Below are 19,898 nucleotides of genomic sequence, written 5' to 3'. Positions count from 1 at the left end.
CCTCTCCCGTTCGATTCGGTCGGTTCCTGCTCCCCTTGGGCGGTCAGCCCAGCAGCGTGCCGCCGGTGGCGTCGATGAAGGCGCCGGTGATCCACCGGGCCTCGTCGGTGGCGAGGAAGGTGACCACGTCCGCGACGTCACCGGCCTTGCCGACCCGCTTGAAGGCCGAGAGCTGAGCCATCTGCTCGACCGCCTCGGGGATGTCGAAGACGGCGCTGCCGTTGTCGGTGATCCCGGGCGCGACGCTGTTGATGGTGATGCCGCGCGGCGCCAGGTGGCGGGCGAGGTGCAGGGTGAGCTGCTCGATCGCGCCCTTGGTCATCGCGTACGCGACCTGGTCGGGGTTGGCGACCCGGGTCAGGCCGGACGAGATGTTGATGATGCGACCGCCCTCGGGGATCTGCGCCAGGGCGCGCTGCACGATGAGGTACGGGGCCTTGGCGTTCACCGCGAAGAACAGGTCGAGTTGCTCCGGGGTCACGTCCTCGGGTGCGATGCCGCTCGCGCTGGTCGCACCGGCGTTGTTCACCAGGATGTCGAGGGTGGTGCCGCCGGACCGCTCCTTGAGGCCCTTCTCCAGGCCGAGGAAGAGTTCGTGCACATCGCCGGGCGCGCCCAACTCCGCGCGGACGGTGAACGCCTGGCCGCCGTCCTTCTCGATGAGTTCGACGGTCTCCTGGGCCGCCGCCTCGTTGGCGGCGTAGTGCACGGCGACCAGCGCGCCCTCCCTGGCCAGCCGTACGGCGATGGCGCGGCCGATGCCGCGGCTGGAGCCGGTGACGAGCGCCGTCTTGCCGATGAGCCTGCTCATGATGCCTCTCCTGGGGTGACGTCATCTGTGGTGGTCTGGTGTGGTGCCGCGGGGCCGGACGGGTCGGGGTCGACGGGGTCGGGGTCGACGGGGTCGGGGTCGGGGTCGGCCGGACCGGGTTCGGCGGGGTCGGGGGCGGCGGCGCCGAGGCCGCTGATCGCGCGGGCCAGATGGCGCCGGGCCGAGTCGATCTCCAGCAGTTGGCCGAAGACCGACCGCAGGCCGTCCACTTCGGGACCGCCGAGCAGCAGCCGGGCCTGGGCCTGGATGTTGGTGAGCGTCGCGGCGCCGATCCGGTGCCGGGTGTCGTGGTAGCTCTCCAGCAGGGCCGAGCCGCTGTCCTCGCTGCCCCCGTCGCCCTTGGCGATCTGTTCCGCGAGCTTGCGGCCGAGGTCGGCGGCGTCCTGGAGGCCGAGGTTGAGCGCCTGGCCCCCGACGGGCATCTGCACGTGGGCCGCGTCGCCCGCGAGGAGCACCCGGCCCTTCACATAGCGGGTGGCCTGGATCGTGGTGTTGTCGAAGGCGTTGAGCCAGACCGGGGTGCCGGCGCCGATGTCCTCGCCGGTCACCAGGGACCAGGCCCGGACGACCTCGTCCAGGCTCGGGGCGCCGGTCCGCCGTCCGGGGCCGGTGCCAGTTCCGGTGCCGGTGCCGGTGCCGGTGCCGGCTTCGGCTTCGGCTTCGGCGGACGGACCGCTGCCTTCGTCGTGCACATGGACCATCACCCGCGTGCTGCCGTCGGGCCAGCGGAAGGCGGTGGCGAGCCCGTTCGGATGCCGCTCGAAGCGCCGGTTGGGGATGTCGATGCCCGCGAGGTCGGCCCGGAGCATCTCCAGCGTGCCGTCCCCGCCGTCCACCTCGAATCCGGCCAACTGCCGTACGGTGCTGCGCTCGCCGTCGCAGCCGACCACGTAGGAGGCGGTCAGGACGCCCGGTTGGGAGCCCAGTTGGATGAATCCGGCCTCCACCCGGTCGGTCCGCGAACGCAGGCCCGTCACCGCGTGCCCGCGCAGCACCCGCGCGCCCAACTCCGTGGCCCAGGCGTACAGCACGGCCTCCAGACGCGCCTGGGCGCACTTCCACTGCCCGGCCCAGCGGTGGCCGGGAGCCGCCGCGGTCAGGTCGAGGCGCAGGCCGCCGAAGTGCCCGGGGCCGCCGCTGGGCAGCGTGCCCAGCCGTGACAGCAGCCCGCGTTCGTCCAGGATCTCCATCGTGCGGGTGTGCAGCGTGGACGCCCGGGACTCGGTGGTCGGTTCGGTGAGCTGCTCCAGCACGGTCACCCGCGCTCCGCCGAGGCGCAGTTCACCGGCGAGCAGCAGCCCGACGGGTCCTGCTCCGACCACGACGACGTCGGTGTCCAGTGGGCCCGCCATGGTCAGCGCCGCGCTTCCGCGTGCTCCTTGGCGTGGTTCAGCGTGGCCCGGCTGTTGTTGCCGAGCGCCTCACGGATGAACCGGCGCGCCTCCTCCACCCCCGCCTCGGGGCCGAGCACCTTGCCGATGTTCTCGGCGTTGAGCACGACGGTGTGCTGTGAGGTGGCCGTGGTGACCCCGTCCTCGCCCTCCTCGAAGGTCCAGTAGCCGGTGTGCAGGTCGAGCAGCGCGGGCAGCGTGGTCTGCTTGTAGGCGATCTTGTGGTGCGGGAAGCAGACCCGGACCGACTCGGTGGTGTGGGTCGAGCCGTCCTTGGTGAGCGTGTCCATCCGCAGGGTCTGGAGGCCCGGGGTGTCCTCGGTGAGTTCGACCTTGGCGACGTGCGGCAGCCGCTCGGTCCACAGGTGGGCCTCGTTGACGAAGTCGAAGACGTCCTTGGCCGCGCCCTCGACCCGCACGCTGTCCTCGAAAGACAGGCTCAGCCCGGCGTCCTGCGCCGACAGCTCCAAGTTGGTCTTCAGGCCCGGCAGTTCGGCCCGGCTGTTGCGGTCGACCGCCTCGTCGATCCATCGCAGACCCTCGGGGTCGTCGTCGATCGCGCGGTAGCTGTGCAGCAGCCGTACCCGCGACTCCCGCTCCCCCAGCCGCTCGATGATCCAGGTGCCGGTCATCTCGGCCACCGGGGGCGCCGAGACCTCCTGCCAGAAGCGGATACGCAGGGCCTCCGGGTCCAGCGTCCGCCGCGAACTCCAGTTCTTGGCCTCGCCGTTGGCGGTGGCCCAGATCCGGATGCGCTCCTCGTTCCCGTCGCGTTCGAGGTAGTCGACGTAGACGGACGGCGGGAACAGCCGGGGCCAGTTCTCGACCTCGGCGAGCAGCCGGTAGACGTCGGCGGCGGGGGCCCGCACGGTGATCTCGTGTTCGACCTCACGGGTCGTCATGTCACAGCTCCGATCGGTGGTGGAAAGGACCGCGGGACCGGGCGGTCGTCCGCGGTCGGTCAGGGGCCGGTCAGGGGTCGGGCAGCGGTCGGTCAGGGGTCGGGCAAAGGGCAAACGGGATCGGCCGGAGATCAGCCAGGGCTCAGAAGTTGCCGAGGCCGCCGCAGACGTTGAGCGCCTGCGAGGTGATGGAGGCGGCGGTGTCGGAGGCGAGATAGCCGACCAGGCCCGCCACTTCCTCGGGCGAGGAGTAGCGGCCGAGCGGGATCTTGGACTGGAACTTCTGGAGGATCGCGTCCTCGCTCGTGTCGTAGGCCGCCGCGTATCCCTGCCGGACCCGCGCGGCCATCGGCGTCTCGACGTAGCCGGGGCAGACCGCGTTGACCGTGATCCCGGTCGGCGCCAGCTCGTTGCCCAGGGCCTTGGTGAAACCGACGACACCGTGCTTGGAGGCGGAGTACGGGGCGCCGAGCACCACGCCCTGCTTCCCGGCGGTGGAGGCGATGTTGATGATCCGGCCGCGGCTCTTGTCGCGCAGACCGCCCGTGTTCAGCACCTCACGGGTGACCCGGAAGACGCTGTTCAGGTTGGTCTCGATCACGTCGTACCACAGCTCGTCGGTGATGTCGGCGGTCACTCCGCCGCCGCTGCGGCCCGCGTTGTTGACGAGCACGTCGATGGTGCCGAAGCGGTCGACGGCCGCCTGGACGAACGACCTGACCTCCTCGTCGCTGCGGATGTCGACGACCGCGCCGTCGACCTCCAGCCCCTCGGCGCGCAGTTCCTTGACGGTGGCCGCGACGTTGTCGGCGTTGCGGGCGCCGATGAAGACCCGGTGCCGCTGGCCGGCCAGCAGGCGGGCGACCGCCAGGCCGATACCGCTGGTCGCGCCCGTCACCAGGGCGACCCGCTCCGTGTTCTGCGACATGTGCCGTCTCCTCAGACGCTCGGGGCAGCGGAGAGCTGCGAGTTGACGGCGTCGATGAGGCCGCGCGGTGTGACCGCGTCGGTCAGGGCGGAGTCGTCGAGCGAGATGTCGTACTCGCGCTCGATCCGGCTGCCGGTCTCCAGCAGGGCGAGCGACTCGTAGCCGAGCGCCTGGAACTCGGTGTCGATGATGTCGCCGCTCAGGTCGACGCCCTCCTCTTCGCCCGCGGCCTCCAGCAGGATGCGGCGGAGGTCGTCGAGGGTGAACGGGCTGGTGGTGGACATGTCCGGTGCCTTTCGTGGTGGGGATGGTGGCCGGGGCGCGAAGGCCGGAGCCCGCGGTGGCCGGTGGTCCCGGCGGCGGGCGGCCTCAGCGATCGGCGGCGGGTGACTACAGCGGTCGGCGGCAGGTGGCTTCAGCCGTCGTGGGCGGGCGACAACAACCGTCGGCGCCGGGTGGGTTCAGCGGTCGGCGGCGCGTACGACGAGGGCCGAGTTGAATCCGCCCTGGCCGCGGGCGAGCACCAGGGCGGTGCGTACGGGCGCGGGGCGGGGGGCGCCGACCACCAGGTCGATGTCGTACCGGTCGGCCAGGGCCGTGCCGATGGTCGGCGGGATCACGCCGTCGCGGATGCTCAGCAGCGCGGCGGCGACGTCCAGCGGCGCGGCGCCGGAGTAGAGGCGGCCGGTCATGGTCTTGGGCGCGGTCACCGGGACCCCGTGCGGGCCGAAGGTCTTGGTGATGGCCTCGGCCTCGATACGGTCGAGTTCGGGGATCGCGGCGGCGTCCGCGAAGACCACGTCCACCTCGTCGGGGCCGGTGCCCGCGTCCAACAGCGCTTCCTCGATGGCCCGTTCGATGCCGGGCGCCCGGCCGCTGCCCGGCCGGGGATCCATGGTGGCGGCGTGGCCGACGAGTTCGCCGTAGATGTTCCCGGCGCCTCGGGCCCGCGCGTGCTCGGCGTCCTCGACGACCAGCAACGCGCCGCCCTCGCCGGGCACATGGCCGCGGGCGGACGCGTCGAAGGGCAGGTAGGCGCGCTCGGCGTCGTCCCCGGTGGCCAGCCGTCCGCCGGCCAGTTGGGCCACCCACCCCCAGGAGCAGATCGACGCGTCGACGGCGCCGGCCACCACGACCGACGTCCCCTTGCGGATCTGGCGCCTGGCCTGGGCGAGCGCGTCGAGGCCGCCCGCCTGGTCGCTGACGACCACGCTGCTGGGGCCGCGCAGTCCGTGCCGGATGGAGATCTGCCCGCTGTTGACGGCGTAGAACCAGGCGAAGGACTGGTAGGCGGAGACGTACCGGCCGCCCTTGCTCCACAGGGCCTTGAGTTCGTTCTGGCCGAACTCGAAGCCGCCGGAGTGGCTGGCGGTGATCACCCCGGCCGCGTAGGCGGGCAGGTCGTCGGCGTCGATCCCGGCGTCCTTCAGCGACCAGTCCGCGCCCACCAGGGCCAACTGGGTCATCCGGTCGGTCTGCGGCAGCAGCCTGCTGGGCAGGTGCTCGCGGGCGTCGAAGCCGCCGATCTCACCGGCGAGCCGCGACGGGTAGTCCGAGGGGTCGAAACGGGTGATCCGTCCGATGCCGCTGCGTCCTTCGAGGGTGGCGGCCCAGTACTCCTCGACACCGAGCCCGTTGGGCGCGACGACACCGAGTCCGGTCACCACGGGGTGGGCGTTCATCGAGCGCTCCGATCCGGTCGGGCGAGCACTACCGCGCTCTGGAAGCCGCCGAAGCCGCTGCCGACCGACAGCACCGTGTCCGTACGCCAGTCGCGCGCGGTCAGCGGCACGTAGTCGAGGTCGCACTCCGGGTCCGGGTGGTGCAGATTGGCGGTGGGCGGTACGACGCTGTGCTCCATCGCCAGCACGGAGGCCGCGATCTCGATCGAGCCGATGGCGCCGAGTGAGTGGCCCACCATCGACTTGATGGAGCTGACCGGCGTCCGGTAGGCGTGGTCCCCGAGGCTGCGCTTGAAGGCGGCGGTCTCGTGGCGGTCGTTCTGCTTCGTGCCGGAGCCGTGCGCGTTGATGTAGTCGATGTCCTGCGGATCGATCCTGGCCTCGTCGAGCGCCACCCGGATCGCCTCGGCCATCTCCGCGCCGTCCGGGCGCAGTCCGGTCATGTGGAAGGCGTTGGACCGGGTCGCGTAACCGGCGACCTCGGCGTAGATGTGGGCGCCCCTGCGGCGGGCGCTCTCCAACTCCTCCAGGACGAACACGGCCGCCCCTTCGCCGAGTACGAAGCCGGTGCGGCTGGCGTCGAACGGCCGGGAGGCGTGCTCCGGGTCGTCGTTGCGCGCCGTGGTGGCCTTGATCGCGTCGAAGCAGGCGACGGTGATGGGCGAGATCGGGGCGTCGCTCGCCCCGGCCACGACCACGTCGGCCGCCCCGTCGCGGATCAGGTCGGTCGCGTAGCCGACGGCGTCGAGGCCGGAGGTGCAGCCGGTGGAGACCACCGTGCCGGGCCCCTCCGCGCCCACGGCCCAGGCGACCTCGGTCGCGAAGGAACTGGGCACCAGGAAGTTGTAGAGGTGCGGGACCGCGTACTCGTGGTCGACGAGGTCCAGCCGTCCGCCGTCGCTGACCGCGCGGTACTCCTGGTCGAGGCCGGTGGTGGCGCCGACGGCGCTGCCGATGGTCACGCCCACGCGGTGCGGGTCGACGGAGTCGAAGTCCAGTCCGCTGTCGGCGACCGCCTCGCGGGCGGTGACCACCGCGAACTGCGCGGCGCGGTCCATCCGGCGGATCTCCTGCGGGGTGAGCCCGGACAGTTCGGCGTCGAAGTCCGCCTCGGCGGCGATCTGGGAGCGGAACGGCGCCGGGTCGAAGAACGAGATCCTGCGGGTCGCGGTGCGTCCGTCGGCCAGCAGTTGCCAGAAGTCCTTGACCCCGATGCCGCCGGGGGCCGTGACACCGACTCCGGTGATCACGACGCGGCGGCCGGTCGACCTGCTCACGAAGCGCTCCAGTGGTAGAAGCGCTGGGCCATCGCGTCGGCCGGCGAGCGCCAGGTGGCGGGGTCGTACGCCTCGATGTGCGGCTTGAGGTCGTCGCTGATCCGGATGAACCGGGGGTCGTTCTTGGCGGTCTCGATGCGCTCGCCACCGTTCTCGGCGTCGAAATCCTGGAGGTGGAAGTACAGACCGCGGTACGAGAACAGCTCACGGCGGCGCGTGCCCATCAGATGCGGCATGTCGGTCCCGTCGAAGGCGCCGAATATCCGGGCGACCTCCTCGGCCGAGCCCAGGTTCATTCGGGCGACGATCAGTGTGCTGTGCATCTCTACCTCTCTCGCGAATCGAGTCGGGCGGGACCGAACCAGCGGTCCAGTGCCGCCGGAAGGTCGTAGTGGCTGCCGGGTCCGGCCCACGCCACATAGCCGTCGGGGCGGATCAGCACCGCGGTGGTGCCGTCGAGCGGGTCGGGTCCGTCGCCGCGCGGGACGGCGGTGACGATGTCGATCCGCTCGCGCCAGTCGGCGGCGCGGCGGCGCACGTGCGGGTTGTCGGCCAGGTCGAGCAGGACGCCGCGGCCGGCGTGCAGCAGCGCGGTGCTGCTGGTCGGCCGGCCCCGCACGCTGAGTTCCACATGCGGCATCCGCGCCCCGAGGAGCGGATTGGGGCCGGGTCCCACGTCGTACCGGATCGCCAACCCGCTGACCTGCGCGGCGAGATGGCGGGTCACGTCCTGGTACGCGGTCAGCTCGGCGAGCACGTCGCGCAGCGGCTGCGCCTCCTTGCCGCCGAGGATCAACTGGCTCTGCGCGCCGGTGTTGGCGAGCAACTGCCTGCCGACCTCGTGCCGTTCGGTGTGGTACGTGTCGAGCAGGGATTGCGGCGCGGTGCCGCGCAGGACCGCCGCGAGTTTCCAGCCGAGGTTCACCGAGTCCTGGATGCTGGTGTTCATCCCCTGGCCGCCCGCGGGGAAGTGGATGTGGGCGGCGTCGCCGGTCAGCAGGACCCGGCCCCTGCGGTAGTCGGAGACCTGGCGTGCGGCGTCGGTGAAGGCGCTGATCCACACCGGCTCCGCGCCGGAGATGTCGTCCCCGGTGAGCCGCTTCCAGGTGTCGGCGACCTCGTGGAAGAGCGGCGGGCCGCTCCGCCTGCGCGGCGGTGTGCCGCGCTCGCCGACGATGACGCGGTGCACGCCGCCCGCCAGCGGGGCGGACATCACCATGCCGCCGGCCGACAGTTCACCGGTCATACGGGGCGCCACGTCGATGCCGCGGATGTCCGCGAGCAGCAGTTCGGTGGCGCCCGCGGTGCCGGGGAAGTCGAAGCCGCCGGCCTTGCGGACGGTGCTGCGCCCGCCGTCGGCGCCGATCAGGTAGTCCGCCCGCAGTGTCCGCTCCCCGTCCGGGGTGCCGACGCGTACGGCGACGGACGCGTCCTCCTCCTGGTAGGAGCGGACCTCGTGACCGCGGCGGATCTCGGCGCCGAGTTCCACCGCCCAGTTCTGCAGAACGGTCTCGGTGACGGACTGGGGCACGGTCTTGGCGCTGCGGTACGGGCCGTCGAGCACGCCGAGGTCCAGCGGGACCCCGCCGAAGTGGCCCTGCTCGCTGGTCGTGAGCTCACCGAAGCGGCGGAGCAGTCCGCGCTGGGCGAAAGTCTCGACTGTTCGAATCGCCAATCCTATTCCGCGTGATTCCGCGGTGGGTCCGGAAAGGCGCTCCAAAACAATGACGTCAATACCGGCCAGCCGCAGTTCCCCGGCGAGTACGAGCCCGGCCGGTCCGGCTCCCGCAATGATGACCGAAGCGCTCATACACCTCTCCCATCTGAAAGGGCAATCGCGTCCGCCGGGTTTCCGTTGGACGCAAATATCGTCCGTCACGCCCTGCCCAGAATTCAAGCAAAAATCTAAAGGGTATCTGAAAATGACCGTCAGAGGAACGTCAAACCGTGTCTTCAGGTTCCTGACACTCCGACCATGAAGCCGACGTCAGGCGCCACGCCGCTCGACGGCGATTCATAAGAAACCGTCAAGGGATGTACAGGTTTCTTGACCGAGCACGACCGGCCGCTCCGCCCCAACTGCGCGTATGCGCCGGATAGTTGCGGGAACCTTGCAGGAGTATGAAATGTCCCGCCGGATCTTCAAAGCGGGCCCGGCGGCCGCTAATCTGCCAAAGAAATTTGAGCGATCCCCATCGAGGTTGGAAAGTCATGCGGGTGCTGGTAGCGGATTCCGACACGATTGGGGTCGGCAGCCTGAGTACCGAGTTGCAGCGGCACGGATTCGACATCGAGCAGTGCGGCACCGGTGCGGAGGCGCTGGAGAAGTACTCCAAGTTCGATTTCTTCCTCATCGACCTGGCGCTGCCCGACATGGACGGTCTCGAAGTGTGCCGATTGCTCCGGTCGGCGAGCGACATACCGATCATCGCCTTCACCGACCCCGACACCGAACTCGACCGGATCCTGTGCTTACAGGCCGGTTGCGACGACTGCATGGCCAAGCCTTTCGGATACCGCGAACTCCACGCGCGTATCGAGGCCGTCCTGCGGCGTTCAGGACCGCAGCTCTCGGCCGCCGTCCGGTCGCAGCCGATCATGATCGGCTCGCTGTGCGTCGACCCGGACACCCGGGAGGTCCGGGTGAACGGCCGGCTCATCAGGCTCACCCGGATCGAGTTCTGCCTTCTCCTCCAACTCGCGTCACAGCCGCAGACGGTCTTCACCCGTACGCAGTTGATGGCCGACGTGTGGGGCTATCAGCACGACGGCCGCCCGCTGAGCGCGCGGGCGAGCCGCACCATCGACACCCATGTCAGCGCGCTGCGGAAGAAGTTGGGCGACCCGAGCTGGGTCGTCACGCTCCGCGGGATCGGGTTCCGGATGGGACACGGCTGAACGACTCCCGCCGCCCCCACCTCACTTCACCGCCGGAACACCCGTTCCGGTATCTCGCACCCCGGAACTTGTGTCCGGTACATCTCGCCCGGAAGGCCCTGCCTCATGCCCGGCTCACGCCACCAAGCCCACCTGCTCGCCACGGCCGTCGTCCTGTCCCTGACGCTGGCGGCCTGCTCGTCGTCGGACTCCACGTCCCCGTCGACCGACGGGAAGACGGCCAAGCCCCACGCGGGCGGTCATCTGACCTTCGCGCTGGGCTCGGACCCGATCTGCGTCGACCCGCACCAGGCGGCCACCAACGACGCGGTCTACGCCGCGCGCGGGCTGGTGGACTCGCTCACCGACCAGGACGCGGCGACCGGGAAGATCGCCCCCTGGCTCGCCACCTCCTGGGACGTGAGCCCGGACGCCTCGGCGTTCACCTTCCATCTGCGCGACGGCGCGACCTTCAGTGACGGCAGCCCGGTGGACGCGAACGCCGTGAAGGCCAACTTCGACGCCGTGGTGAAGCTCGGGGCGAAGTCGATCTTCGGGTCCGGCTACCTCAGCGGCTACCGGAGCACCGAGGTCATCGACGCGCACACCGCGAAGGTCACCTTCGACCACCCCAACGCCCAGTTCCTCCAGGCCACTTCCACCACCACGCTCGGCCTGTTGGCCCCCGCGAGCCTGAAGGGCAGCGCCGAGAAGCTGTGCGCGGGGCCGCTGATCGGCTCGGGCCCCTTCACCCTGGCGAGCTACACCCCGGGACGCTCGGTGGAACTCAACCGGCGCGCCGACTACACCGGGGGCTCGGCCCTGTGGAAGCACAGCGGCCCCGCCTACCTGGACAAGATCACCTTCAAGGTCGTACCGGAGTCGGGCGTGCGCACCGGCAGCCTGGAATCCGGGCAGGTCGACGCCATCGCCGGGGTCGCGCCGCAGGACGAGGCGGGCGTCACCGGCCAGGGCGCGAAGCTGCTGTCCCGTTCCAACCCCGGCGTTCCGGTCGCGCTGAGCGTCAACACCTCGCGGCCCCAGGCGGGCGACATCGCGGTACGCCGGGCGCTGGAGGTCGCCATCGACCGCAAGGAGGTCGTCGACACCGTCCTCAGCGGCAGTTACCACCCGGCCACCAGCTCGCTGTCCAGCACCACCGACGGCTACCAGGACAACTCCAAGCTCCTCGCCCACGACCCGGCCGCCGCGGGGCGGATCCTGGACGCGGCGGGCTGGAAGCCGGGGCCCGGCGGCATCCGCGTGAAGAACGGCGCGAAGCTCGACCTCAAGGTCATTCTCGCGCCCAACTTCGGCCCCAACCAGTCCGTCCTGGAACTCGTGCAGCAGCAGGTGAAGAAGGCCGGCATCGGCCTCACCCTCAAGGTGCTGAGCATCGCCGACTACCAGGTCGCCCAGAAGAGCGGCGACTACGACCTGTCCTGGGGCAACGGCACCAGGGCCGACCCGGACATCCTGCGCACCGCCTTCTCCAGCAAGCTGCTCAACCTCTCGCACATCGACGACCCCGAGTTGCAGACCCTGCTCGACACCCAGGCCGCCGCGGCCGACCCCGCCAAGCGCGCCGCCATCGTCGCCTCGGCGCAGCGCCGCGTGCTCGAACAGGCTTACCAGATACCGGTGTTCGAGATGACCAGCGTGTACGCGCTCAGCGGCAAGGTGCACGACATCACCCTCGGCTCGTCGTCCCAGGCGCAGTTCCACGACGCCTGGCTCTCCTGAACGAAGGCGACGATGAGGACCTATCTCCTACGGCGGCTGCTCCAGGCCGTGTTCGTGCTGTGGGCCGCCTACACGGTGTCCTTCGGTGTGCTGTACCTGCTGCCCAGCGACCCGGCGACGATCATGGCGGCGGGCGGCGGTGACGCCAGTACGGTCACCCCGGCGCAGACCGAGGCACTGCGCCACCAGTACGGCCTGGACCAGCCGTTGGCCGAGCAGTACGGCACCAGGCTGCTCCATGCCCTGCACGGCGATCTGGGGCGGTCGGTGCAGAACGGTGTCCCGGTGACCCGGCTGCTCTCCCACGACCTCCCGACCACCGTCCAACTGGCCGCCAGCGCGCTGCTGCTGGCCCTGGTGCTGGGCAGCGCCGTGGCGCTGCTGGCCAGTTGGACGAGGAGCGGGCCGCTGCGCCAGCTCCTGCTCTCCTTACCGGCGTTGGGGGTGTCGGCGCCGACCTTCTGGGCGGGGCTGGTGCTGGTCCAGTTGTTCTCGTTCCGCTGGCATGTCTTCCCGGCCTTCGGCGACGAGGGCTTCGACTCCCTGGTCCTCCCGTCGGTCACGCTCGCGCTGCCCGGTGCCGCGCTCATCGCGCAGGTTCTCGCCAAGAGTCTGCGCACGGCACTGGCGGAGCCGTACGTCCAGACGGCCCTGGCCAAGGGGGCGAACCGGCGGCGGGTGCTGTTCGGACATGCCCTGCGCAACGCGTCGATCGCCCCGCTGACCCTGGTCGGCATCATGATCGGCAATCTCCTGGCCGGGGCGGTGGTCGTGGAGACCGTCTTCGCCCGTGCCGGGATAGGACGTGAGACGGCCGCGGCGGTGACGGCCCAGGACATCCCGGTCGTCCAGGGCGTCGTCGTCCTCGGCGCCGTCACGTTCGTCCTGACGACTCTCGCCGTCGACCTGCTCCTGCCCCTGCTGGACCCGCGGATCACCGCGACGACGAAGCCGACGGTGCGGACATGACCGAACTGAGCCTCCCGGACGCGGACACCGCGGGGCCGGGCGCGGACCTGACCCGCGCCGAGCCCACGCGGTCGCCGCACCCGCGGTCCCGGCCCCGCCGGTACGCGCGGTTCTGGCTGACGCGGCCGGGGCTGCTGCTGTCGGCGCTGCTGATCGCGGTGCTGCTGCCGACCGCGTTCTTCCCCCGGCTGCTCACCTCCCGCGATCCGCTGGCCGCGGCGCCGCGGGACAAGCTCGCGGCGCCGAGCGCGGAACACCTCTTCGGCACCGACCAGTTGGGCCGCGACGTCTTCGCCCGCGTCGTGCACGGCGCCCTGCTCACCCTCCAGGCGAGCGGGCTTGCCGTGCTGGTCGGACTCGTCGTCGGGTCGCTGGCGGGGCTGCTCGCCGGCTACCTCGGCGGGGTCGTGGACGACACGCTGATGCGGCTCACCGACGTCCTGCTGTCCATCCCCGGCCTGCTGCTCTCGCTCGCGCTGGTGACGGCGCTGGGATTCGGCACCGTCAAGGTGGCCCTCGCCGTGGGGGTGACCAGCGTGTCGACCTTCACCAGGATCATGCGCGCCGAGGTGCTGAAGGTCGCGGGGTCCGGCTATGTGGAGGCGGCGCGGGCCTCGGGCACCCGATGGCCCGCGGTGCTGTGGCGGCACGTGCTGCCGAACGCGGCCGGTCCCGTACTGGTCTACGCGGCCATCGACTTCGGCGCGGTCATCCTCCAGGTGTCCTCGCTGTCGTTCCTCGGCTACGGCGCGCAGCCCCCGGCGCCGGAGTGGGGTTCGCTGGTCTCGGACGGCCGCAATTACCTCGCCACGGCCTGGTGGCTCACCACCTTGCCGGGGCTGGTGATCGCGGCCACCGTGCTCGCCGCCAATCGCATCGCCCGCTCCCTCGACGGCGAAGACACGGAGGACCGATGACGCACACGACACCGACGGACGGCGCATCCCCGCCGTCCGCAGGGCCGTTGCTCGACATCCGGGGGCTGCGGATCTCCTACCGCACCCGCACCGGAACCGTGGCCGCCGTCCGCGGCGTCGACCTGACCGTCCAGCCGGGCGAAGTGGTCGCCCTGGTCGGCGAGTCGGGCTCGGGCAAGAGCACGGCGGCGCTCGCGGTGACGGGGCTGCTGCCGCGCGGCGGCTCGCTCGACGCGGGGTCCGTCCTCTTCGACGGCGCCGACGTGGCGCGCGCCGGGGAGACGGGGCTGCGCGGGCTCAGGGGCCGGGAGATCGGCCTGATCCCGCAGGACCCGATGCTGTCGCTCAATCCCGTGCGGCGGGTCGGGTCCCAGGTGGCCGAGGCGCTGCTCATCCACCGGCTCGCCGACCGGGCGGGGGCGGCCCGGCAGGCCCTCGACCTGCTCGGCGAGGCGGGGCTGCCCGACCCGGTCCGGGTCGCGCGCCAGTACCCGCACGAGCTGTCCGGCGGCATGCGCCAGCGGGTGCTGATCGCCATCGCGCTGGCCGCGCGGCCCCGGCTGGTCATCGCCGACGAGCCGACGAGCGCGCTGGACGTCACCGTCCAGCGGACGATCCTCGACCACATCGACACGCTGACCCGGGACCGGGGCATCGCGGTTTTGCTGATCACCCACGACCTCGGGGTCGCGGCGGACCGGGCGCACCGGGTGAGTGTCATGTCGCGCGGCGAGGTCGTCGAGACCGGACCCGTACGGCAGGTGCTCGAAGAACCGGAGCACCCCTACACCCGCGGCCTGCTCGCGGCGGCCCCGAGTCTGGCCCGGTCGCCGGTACCGGCTCCGGCCCGGTCGCGAGCCGCGTTCCGGTCCGTTCGGGAGCGGGCGTACGGAGCCGGCCCGGTCGCCGGGAAAGCGCCGCTCGTGGCCGGGGAGCCGGGCGCGGCGGACGACCTGGTCGTGGCCGAGGACCTGGTCAAGGAGTACCCCGGCCGCCGAGGGGACCGGCGCCTCGGCGTACGGGCCGTCGACGGCGTCAGCCTGCGGGTCGGCCGGGGCGAGACCGTCGCCCTCGTCGGCGAGTCGGGCTCGGGCAAGTCGACGACGGCGCGGATGCTCGTACGGCTCACCGAGCCGACCTCCGGGCGGATCATCTTCGACGGGCGGGACATCACCGGCCTCGACGGCGGTGAGCTGCGCCGACTGCGCCGCCGTATGCAGATCGTCCAGCAGAGTCCGTACGCCTCGCTGTCCCCCCGGATGTCCGTCGCGGAGATCGTCTGCGAGCCGCTGCGGGCCTTCCGGATCGGCTCCCGCGCCGAGCGCGCCCGGCGGGCGGCGGATCTGCTGGACCTGGTCCGGCTGCCCGCCGCGTTCCTGGGCCGCCGCGCCTCCGAGCTGTCCGGCGGCCAGCGCCAGCGGGTCGCGATCGCCCGCGCGCTGGCGCTGGACCCGGATCTGGTGGTCTGCGACGAGCCCGTCTCCGCGCTCGACGTGTCGTCGCAGGCACAGATCCTGGATCTGCTCGCCGGTCTCCAGGACCAGCTCGGTCTCAGCTATCTCTTCATCTCGCACGATCTGGCCGTCGTCCGCCAGATCGCCTCACGGGTCGGCGTGATGCGGGCGGGACGGCTCGTCGAGAGCGGCACGGTGAAGGAGGTCTTCGCCGCGCCCTCCCACCCGTACACACGGGAACTGCTGGCCTCCGTGCCGGGCAGCCTCGTCCGGTGACCGGTCGTCCGTGCCCGGCCCGCAGTCCGTCGCGGGCCGGGCACGGACATTGGCGCGGGCGGTTCTAGCCCGCGCTGAAGGAGACCACCGGCGTGTAGGCGGTGCCGGCGTTGAACTCCACCTGCTGGGTGCCCCTGGGCGAGCCGAGGGCGGTCAGCGGCAGCGTCCAGGTGTACGTCGAGCCGCTGATCGTGGTGGTCGGGGCCGGTGTGGCGGCGGCCCATGCCCAGCCGGTCGAGGTGCTGCGGTAGAGGGAGCCGTTCTCGATCATGTAGTCCGCGCCGAGCGGTGAGGACGACGGCGCGGGCGCCTGGTAGCCGGTCGCGGTGTTGCCGTCGGTGTTGATGAAGACGTGGTGGAAGCTCTCGGAGCTGTTGAAGGTCGCCTTGAAGACGGCCGTGCCCGCCGAGGCGCACGCCGAGTACGAGGTGATGGCGCCGGAGCCCGCGGTGGTGGTGCACCCGGTGCCCCCGCCGGAGCCGCCGGTGCCCCCGGACCCGCCCGATCCGGCGGCAGCGGCCTTCGCCAGTTCGTCGGACCAGTACGCGCCGGTGGGCAGGGTGTCCCACGGATTGGGCAGGTTGTCCGGGGTGACGTACAGATAACCGGCGTTGCGCTGCTTGCTCAGTGCGACCGCGTTCTCCATGTCGGCCTGCGCCGGGGTGTCGTAGACCAGGTGCCAGAACTTGTCGGGGTTGGCGTAGTGCAGCTCCCAGTCGGGCGCGGTCCAGGAGGCGTAGACGCTGTAGGTGTTCTCGAACATCACCAGGACGTCGGCCGCCGACGCGTAGCAGGACTCGGCGGGCGAACCGGGGTTGTCGACGGTGAGGGCGCCCGGGTGGGCCTGCTTGGTGGTGGAGTTGATGCCGGTGTAGAGGTTCACGTGCGCGTCGCCCGAGCCGCAGTCGCCCAGGGCGTCGTCGAAGAAGATGCCCGCGAGGCCCGAAGAGCCGTACCAGGAGTACCAGTTGGCCACGTCGGCGTTGATCTGCGCGGTCCACGCGGCGACGCTGGTCTGCCCGCCGCGGGTGGTACGCCCTGTGGTGCCGAAGTAGCCGGTGTCGACGTAGCCGAGCACCTTCGCCCCGGCCCCGGCCGCCGCGCTCACGGCCGAGGCGTATCCGCTGTCGACCGCGGTGCCGGGCCCGTTGGAGGGGTTCGCGACGGCGATGCCGACGCGGGACCCCGCCTGGTCGGTCTGGGTCCAGAAGGCGCGGCCGGCGGCGTCCGAGGGGTTGAAGTACGCGGGTACGGCCAGATGCTGCGCCCCGGCCGCCGCGCTCGCCCGGCCGGACAGCGTGCCGGACATGGTCAGCGCGAGCGCGGCGGCGACCGCCGCGCTCACGGCGGCCCTGGTCCGGTGCGCGGCGGTGAGGCGATGCCGCGACCGGGTGTGTGCGAGTGATCGGATGAGGGACATGTGATCCCCTTTCGACGGTGGGGGGTTGAGTGAACAGGGGGTGGGACCAGGGAGACAGGAAGCGTCAGCCCTTGACCCCGGTGTGCGCGATTCCCTGCACGAACTGCCGTTGCAGGAGCACGAAGACGGCGATGACCGGGAGCGAGGCGAGCAGCGATCCGGCCATCAGCACGGGGTAGTCGGTCTGGAACTGCCCCTGGAGCGAGGCCAGTCCGGCGGACAGGGTCATCTTGTCCGGGTCGGTGTTGACCACCAGCGGCCAGAACAGGTCGTTCCAGGACCACAGCAGCGCGAGGACCGCCAGCGCGACGAGTCCGGGGCGGACCAGCGGCAGCATCACCGACCAGTAGATCCGCCAGGGCCCCGCGCCGTCGATGCGCGCCGCCTCCTCCAGCTCCTTCGGCAGGGCCAGGAACGACTGCCGGAGCAGGAAGACGCCGAACGCGCTGAACATGCCGGGCAGGATCAGCGCCTGGAGGCTGTTGAGCCAGCCGAGGTCGGACATGATCTGGTACTGGGGGATGATGAACAGTTGCGGCGGCACCATCAGCACCGACAGGAACAGCCCGAAGAGCATCCCGCGGCCGGGGAAGCGCAGCCGCGCGAAGGCGTAGGCGGCCATCGGGCACAGCACGACCTGGCCGAGCGTGCGCCCGAGCGACATCAGCAGCGTGTTGAGGAACTGCCGGCCGAACGGCAGCAGGTCGAAGACCTTGCCGTAGTTGTCCCAGTGCCCGCCGGGCAGCGGCGACGGCGGCACATGGGTCGCGTCGCTCAGCGACTTCAGGGAGGTGACGATCTGCCAGAGGAACGGCGCGACCATCGCCAGCGACGCCGCGATCAGCACGGTGTGCACCAGCGGATGACGTCCGCGCCGGGAGCGGCGGGCGGGCCGGTCCGCGGCCCGCCCGGCCGTGTGGACCTCAGCCATAGTGCACCCACCTCTTCTGCATGCGGAACTGAAAGGCCGTCAGCGCGACGATGATCAGCAGCAGGACCATCACGATCGCCGCCGCGTAGCCGCGGTCGTTGGTGACGAACGCGCGGTCGTAGAAGAGCTGCACGACCGTCTCCAGGCGCGGGAACGCCGGGTTGGAGCGGGCCGCGGCGCCCGATCCGGCCATCACGTAGACCAGGTCGAACAGTTGGAGCGAGCCGATGACCGAGATCACCGAGACGAAGAACGCGGTGGGCGACAGCAGCGGCAGAGTGACCGAGCGGAACTGCCGCAGCGGGCCCGCGCCGTCGATCTCCGCGGCCTCGTAGTACTCGCGCGGGATCGCCTGCATCCCGGCCAGGAAGATCACCAGGTTGTAGCCGATGCTGCTCCACACGCCCACCACGACCAGGGCGTACAGCGCCACCCGAGGGTCGGCCACCCAGTTCGGGCCGTCGATGCCGACCAGCGACAGCAGGTAGTTGATCAGCCCGTAGTCGCCGTTGTAGAGCCAGCGCCACACCATGCCGATCGCCACCGGCATGGTGACCACCGGCAGGAAGAACAAGGTGCGGTAGACGCCGACGCCGCGCAGCCCCCGACGGTTGAGCAGCGCCGCGAAGACGATCGCCAGCGGGATCGACAGCAGTCCGAGCCCGGTGTAGGCGAGGGTGTTGACCAGCGCCCGGCCGAACTCGCCGTCGTGCAGCATCCGGTGGTAGTTGTCCAGCCCGCTCCAGGTGTGGCCGCCGAAGGCGCCCCAGCGGGTGAACGAGAAGTACGCGGTCTGCACGACCGGCCACAGGTAGAAGACCGCGAGGCCCAGGCCGGTCGGCGCGATGAAGGCGTAGCCCCACAGCGCCTCGGTGACGCGGTCGCGGCGCGGTCGCCGGAACCGGCCGGGCAGCCGTGACAGCCACCCGGTCCGCGGCCGGGCGCCGGTGGCCGCCTGCACGTCCCCGGCGGCGGCGCCGGGGGTGGACGTGAGGGTCATGTCACTCCTTGGCGAGCAGGTCGTCCATCGCCGCGGCCAGCCCGCGCGCCGCCCTGTCCACCGGCTCCTGGCCGTTCCACGCCTTGGTGAGATACGTCAGCTCGGCCTCGTTCCAGGCGGCGGTGTTCTTCGAGACCGGATACGGGACGCCGTACGGCACCTCGTCGAGGAAGGTCTGGAGGTGGAACTGCGGGTAGGCGGCGATCCAGGCGCCCTGCGTGCCGTTGTACGCCGGCATCGCGCCGGACTTGGCCAGGATCTCGGCGGCCGGCTCGGAGCCGAGGAAGTTCACGAACTGCCATGCCTGGTCGGCGTGTTTGGTCCGCGCCGAGACCACGTTGGCGAGGCCGTGGATGATCGTGGCCCGCTTCTCGCCCGTGGGCAGCGGGGCGACGTCGACCCGGTCCTTGGTGTAGGCGTTGCCGCCGAATTCCAGGGAGTCCCAGGAGCCGCCCCAGTACATCGCGAGCTTGCCCGCCTCGAAGAGCTGGAGCGGCGCGGTGTCCGTCATGGTCTTCAGGTCGGGTGACTGCTTCTTCTGGATCAGGTCGGTCCAAAAGCGCAGGCCCTCGATCGTCTTCGGATCGGCGTAACCGGACTTCTTGCCGTCCGGTGAGATCACATAGCCGCCGGCTTGGGCGATGGTGTTGTACTGGTACTCCTGGAAGCTGGTCAGCTCCGCGCCGGTGGCGTACTGGCCCTTGCTCGCGTCCGTCAGCTCCGCGGCCGCCTTCCGGAAGTCGCCCCAGGTCCAACCGGCCTTCGGGTAGGGGACCTTGGCGGCGTCGAAGAGCGTCTTGTTGTACCAGACGCCGACCGTGTCCAGGTCCTTCGGCAGTCCGTAGTGCTTGCCCTGATACGTGTACTGGTCGACCAACTGCTTGGGGTAGGCGGACAGGTCGGTCCTGTCCTTGGCGATGCCGTCGTCCAGCGGGCGGATCACGCCGTTGGAGGCGTAGAGCTGGAAGTTGGGGCCGTTCATCCAGAAGACGTCAGGGGCGGCGCCGCCGGTGGCAGCCGCCTTGAGCTTGGTCCAGTAGTCGGCCCACGGGGTGAGCTGGACCTTGACCGTGATGCCGGGGTGGGTGCGGGTGAACTCGCGGCCGAGCTGCTCCATGGCCGTCTTCTGCGTCGCGTCCCACACCCCGTACGACAAGGTGACCTTGCCGCCCGAACCGCCCGCGCCCGAACCGCCCGCGTCCGAGCCGCTCCCGCCCGACGAACAGGCCGAGGCGGCCAGCACCACCCCGAGCGCCACCGCACACCATCGCACCGACTTCCGCATACCGGGCCCTCCCA

The 19,898-nt window shown here is 71.1% G+C and carries 16 protein-coding genes and 1 pseudogene; 5 read left to right on the top strand and 12 right to left on the bottom strand.

Annotation, left to right across the window (positions count from 1 at the left end):
* Nucleotides 1–43: 43 nt before the first annotated feature.
* The 8 genes and pseudogenes from ACZ4EF_RS23425 to ACZ4EF_RS23390 all read right to left on the bottom strand — a co-directional run bounded on the left by ACZ4EF_RS23425 (nt 44) and on the right by ACZ4EF_RS23390 (nt 8,822).
* Nucleotides 44–2,184 (bottom strand): annotated as a pseudogene (locus ACZ4EF_RS23425) (SDR family oxidoreductase).
* 2 nt (nt 2,185–2,186) lie between these two features.
* Nucleotides 2,187–3,125, bottom strand: coding sequence for an aromatase/cyclase (locus ACZ4EF_RS23420; protein WP_355335462.1), 939 nt, complete (start codon nt 3,123–3,125; stop codon nt 2,187–2,189).
* A gap of 142 nt (nt 3,126–3,267) precedes the next feature.
* Nucleotides 3,268–4,053 (bottom strand): 3-oxoacyl-ACP reductase FabG, encoded by a 786-nt coding sequence (fabG, locus tag ACZ4EF_RS23415; protein ID WP_355335464.1) that lies wholly within the window; start codon nt 4,051–4,053, stop codon nt 3,268–3,270.
* An 11-nt stretch (nt 4,054–4,064) separates the two neighbouring features.
* Entirely contained in the window at nt 4,065–4,337 is a 273-nt protein-coding gene (locus tag ACZ4EF_RS23410; protein WP_355335466.1) for an acyl carrier protein, read from the bottom strand.
* 177 nt (nt 4,338–4,514) lie between these two features.
* Nucleotides 4,515–5,735: a ketosynthase chain-length factor gene (locus ACZ4EF_RS23405; protein WP_355335468.1), complete on the bottom strand. Its 1,221-nt coding sequence runs from the start codon at nt 5,733–5,735 to the stop codon at nt 4,515–4,517.
* Nucleotides 5,732–7,012 carry a beta-ketoacyl-[acyl-carrier-protein] synthase family protein gene (locus ACZ4EF_RS23400; protein ID WP_355335471.1) on the bottom strand — a complete coding sequence of 427 codons (1,281 nt, stop codon included), beginning with the start codon at nt 7,010–7,012 and terminating at the stop codon, nt 5,732–5,734. Before ACZ4EF_RS23400 ends, ACZ4EF_RS23405 begins: the two co-directional genes overlap by 4 nt.
* Entirely contained in the window at nt 7,009–7,335 is a 327-nt protein-coding gene (locus ACZ4EF_RS23395) for a TcmI family type II polyketide cyclase (protein ID WP_355335472.1), read from the bottom strand. The genes ACZ4EF_RS23400 and ACZ4EF_RS23395 overlap by 4 nt, the downstream gene beginning before the upstream one ends.
* Nucleotides 7,336–7,337: 2 nt before the next feature.
* On the bottom strand, nt 7,338–8,822 hold the full coding sequence (locus ACZ4EF_RS23390) for an FAD-dependent monooxygenase (protein ID WP_467506320.1): 1,485 nt from the start codon (nt 8,820–8,822) through the stop codon (nt 7,338–7,340).
* Nucleotides 8,823–9,223: 401 nt separating this feature from the next.
* Between ACZ4EF_RS23390 and ACZ4EF_RS23385 the strand changes: the two genes are divergently transcribed.
* The 5 genes from ACZ4EF_RS23385 to ACZ4EF_RS23365 all read left to right on the top strand — a co-directional run bounded on the left by ACZ4EF_RS23385 (nt 9,224) and on the right by ACZ4EF_RS23365 (nt 15,248).
* Nucleotides 9,224–9,910 (top strand): response regulator transcription factor, encoded by a 687-nt coding sequence (locus ACZ4EF_RS23385; RefSeq protein ID WP_355335477.1) that lies wholly within the window; start codon nt 9,224–9,226, stop codon nt 9,908–9,910.
* A 105-nt stretch (nt 9,911–10,015) separates the two neighbouring features.
* Nucleotides 10,016–11,632 carry an ABC transporter substrate-binding protein gene (locus ACZ4EF_RS23380; RefSeq protein WP_391051266.1) on the top strand — a complete coding sequence of 539 codons (1,617 nt, stop codon included), beginning with the start codon at nt 10,016–10,018 and terminating at the stop codon, nt 11,630–11,632.
* A 12-nt stretch (nt 11,633–11,644) separates the two neighbouring features.
* On the top strand, nt 11,645–12,601 hold the full coding sequence (locus tag ACZ4EF_RS23375) for an ABC transporter permease (protein WP_467506319.1): 957 nt from the start codon (nt 11,645–11,647) through the stop codon (nt 12,599–12,601).
* Complete coding sequence (locus tag ACZ4EF_RS23370; RefSeq protein WP_467506318.1) at nt 12,598–13,518, top strand: ABC transporter permease; 921 nt, start codon at nt 12,598–12,600, stop codon at nt 13,516–13,518. Before ACZ4EF_RS23375 ends, ACZ4EF_RS23370 begins: the two co-directional genes overlap by 4 nt.
* Nucleotides 13,515–15,248 (top strand): dipeptide ABC transporter ATP-binding protein, encoded by a 1,734-nt coding sequence (locus ACZ4EF_RS23365; protein ID WP_467506317.1) that lies wholly within the window; start codon nt 13,515–13,517, stop codon nt 15,246–15,248. The genes ACZ4EF_RS23370 and ACZ4EF_RS23365 overlap by 4 nt, the downstream gene beginning before the upstream one ends.
* Before the next feature lie 64 nt (nt 15,249–15,312).
* Here the strand turns inward: ACZ4EF_RS23365 and ACZ4EF_RS23360 are convergent, their stop codons facing one another.
* The 4 genes from ACZ4EF_RS23360 to ACZ4EF_RS23345 form a co-directional block, all read right to left on the bottom strand.
* Nucleotides 15,313–16,668 (bottom strand): spherulation-specific family 4 protein, encoded by a 1,356-nt coding sequence (locus ACZ4EF_RS23360; protein WP_467506316.1) that lies wholly within the window; start codon nt 16,666–16,668, stop codon nt 15,313–15,315.
* Between the two features lie 64 nt (nt 16,669–16,732).
* Nucleotides 16,733–17,599: a carbohydrate ABC transporter permease gene (locus ACZ4EF_RS23355; protein ID WP_355335489.1), complete on the bottom strand. Its 867-nt coding sequence runs from the start codon at nt 17,597–17,599 to the stop codon at nt 16,733–16,735.
* Complete coding sequence (locus ACZ4EF_RS23350; RefSeq protein WP_467506315.1) at nt 17,592–18,599, bottom strand: carbohydrate ABC transporter permease; 1,008 nt, start codon at nt 18,597–18,599, stop codon at nt 17,592–17,594. Before ACZ4EF_RS23350 ends, ACZ4EF_RS23355 begins: the two co-directional genes overlap by 8 nt.
* A gap of 1 nt (nt 18,600) precedes the next feature.
* On the bottom strand, nt 18,601–19,884 hold the full coding sequence (locus ACZ4EF_RS23345) for an ABC transporter substrate-binding protein (RefSeq protein ID WP_391051257.1): 1,284 nt from the start codon (nt 19,882–19,884) through the stop codon (nt 18,601–18,603).
* Nucleotides 19,885–19,898 lie beyond the last annotated feature (14 nt).

This window comes from Streptomyces sp. NPDC025721, assembly GCF_055558595.1.
Note: the sequence above shows the minus strand (reverse complement) of the source record. Positions and strands in the feature narration are given on the sequence as shown.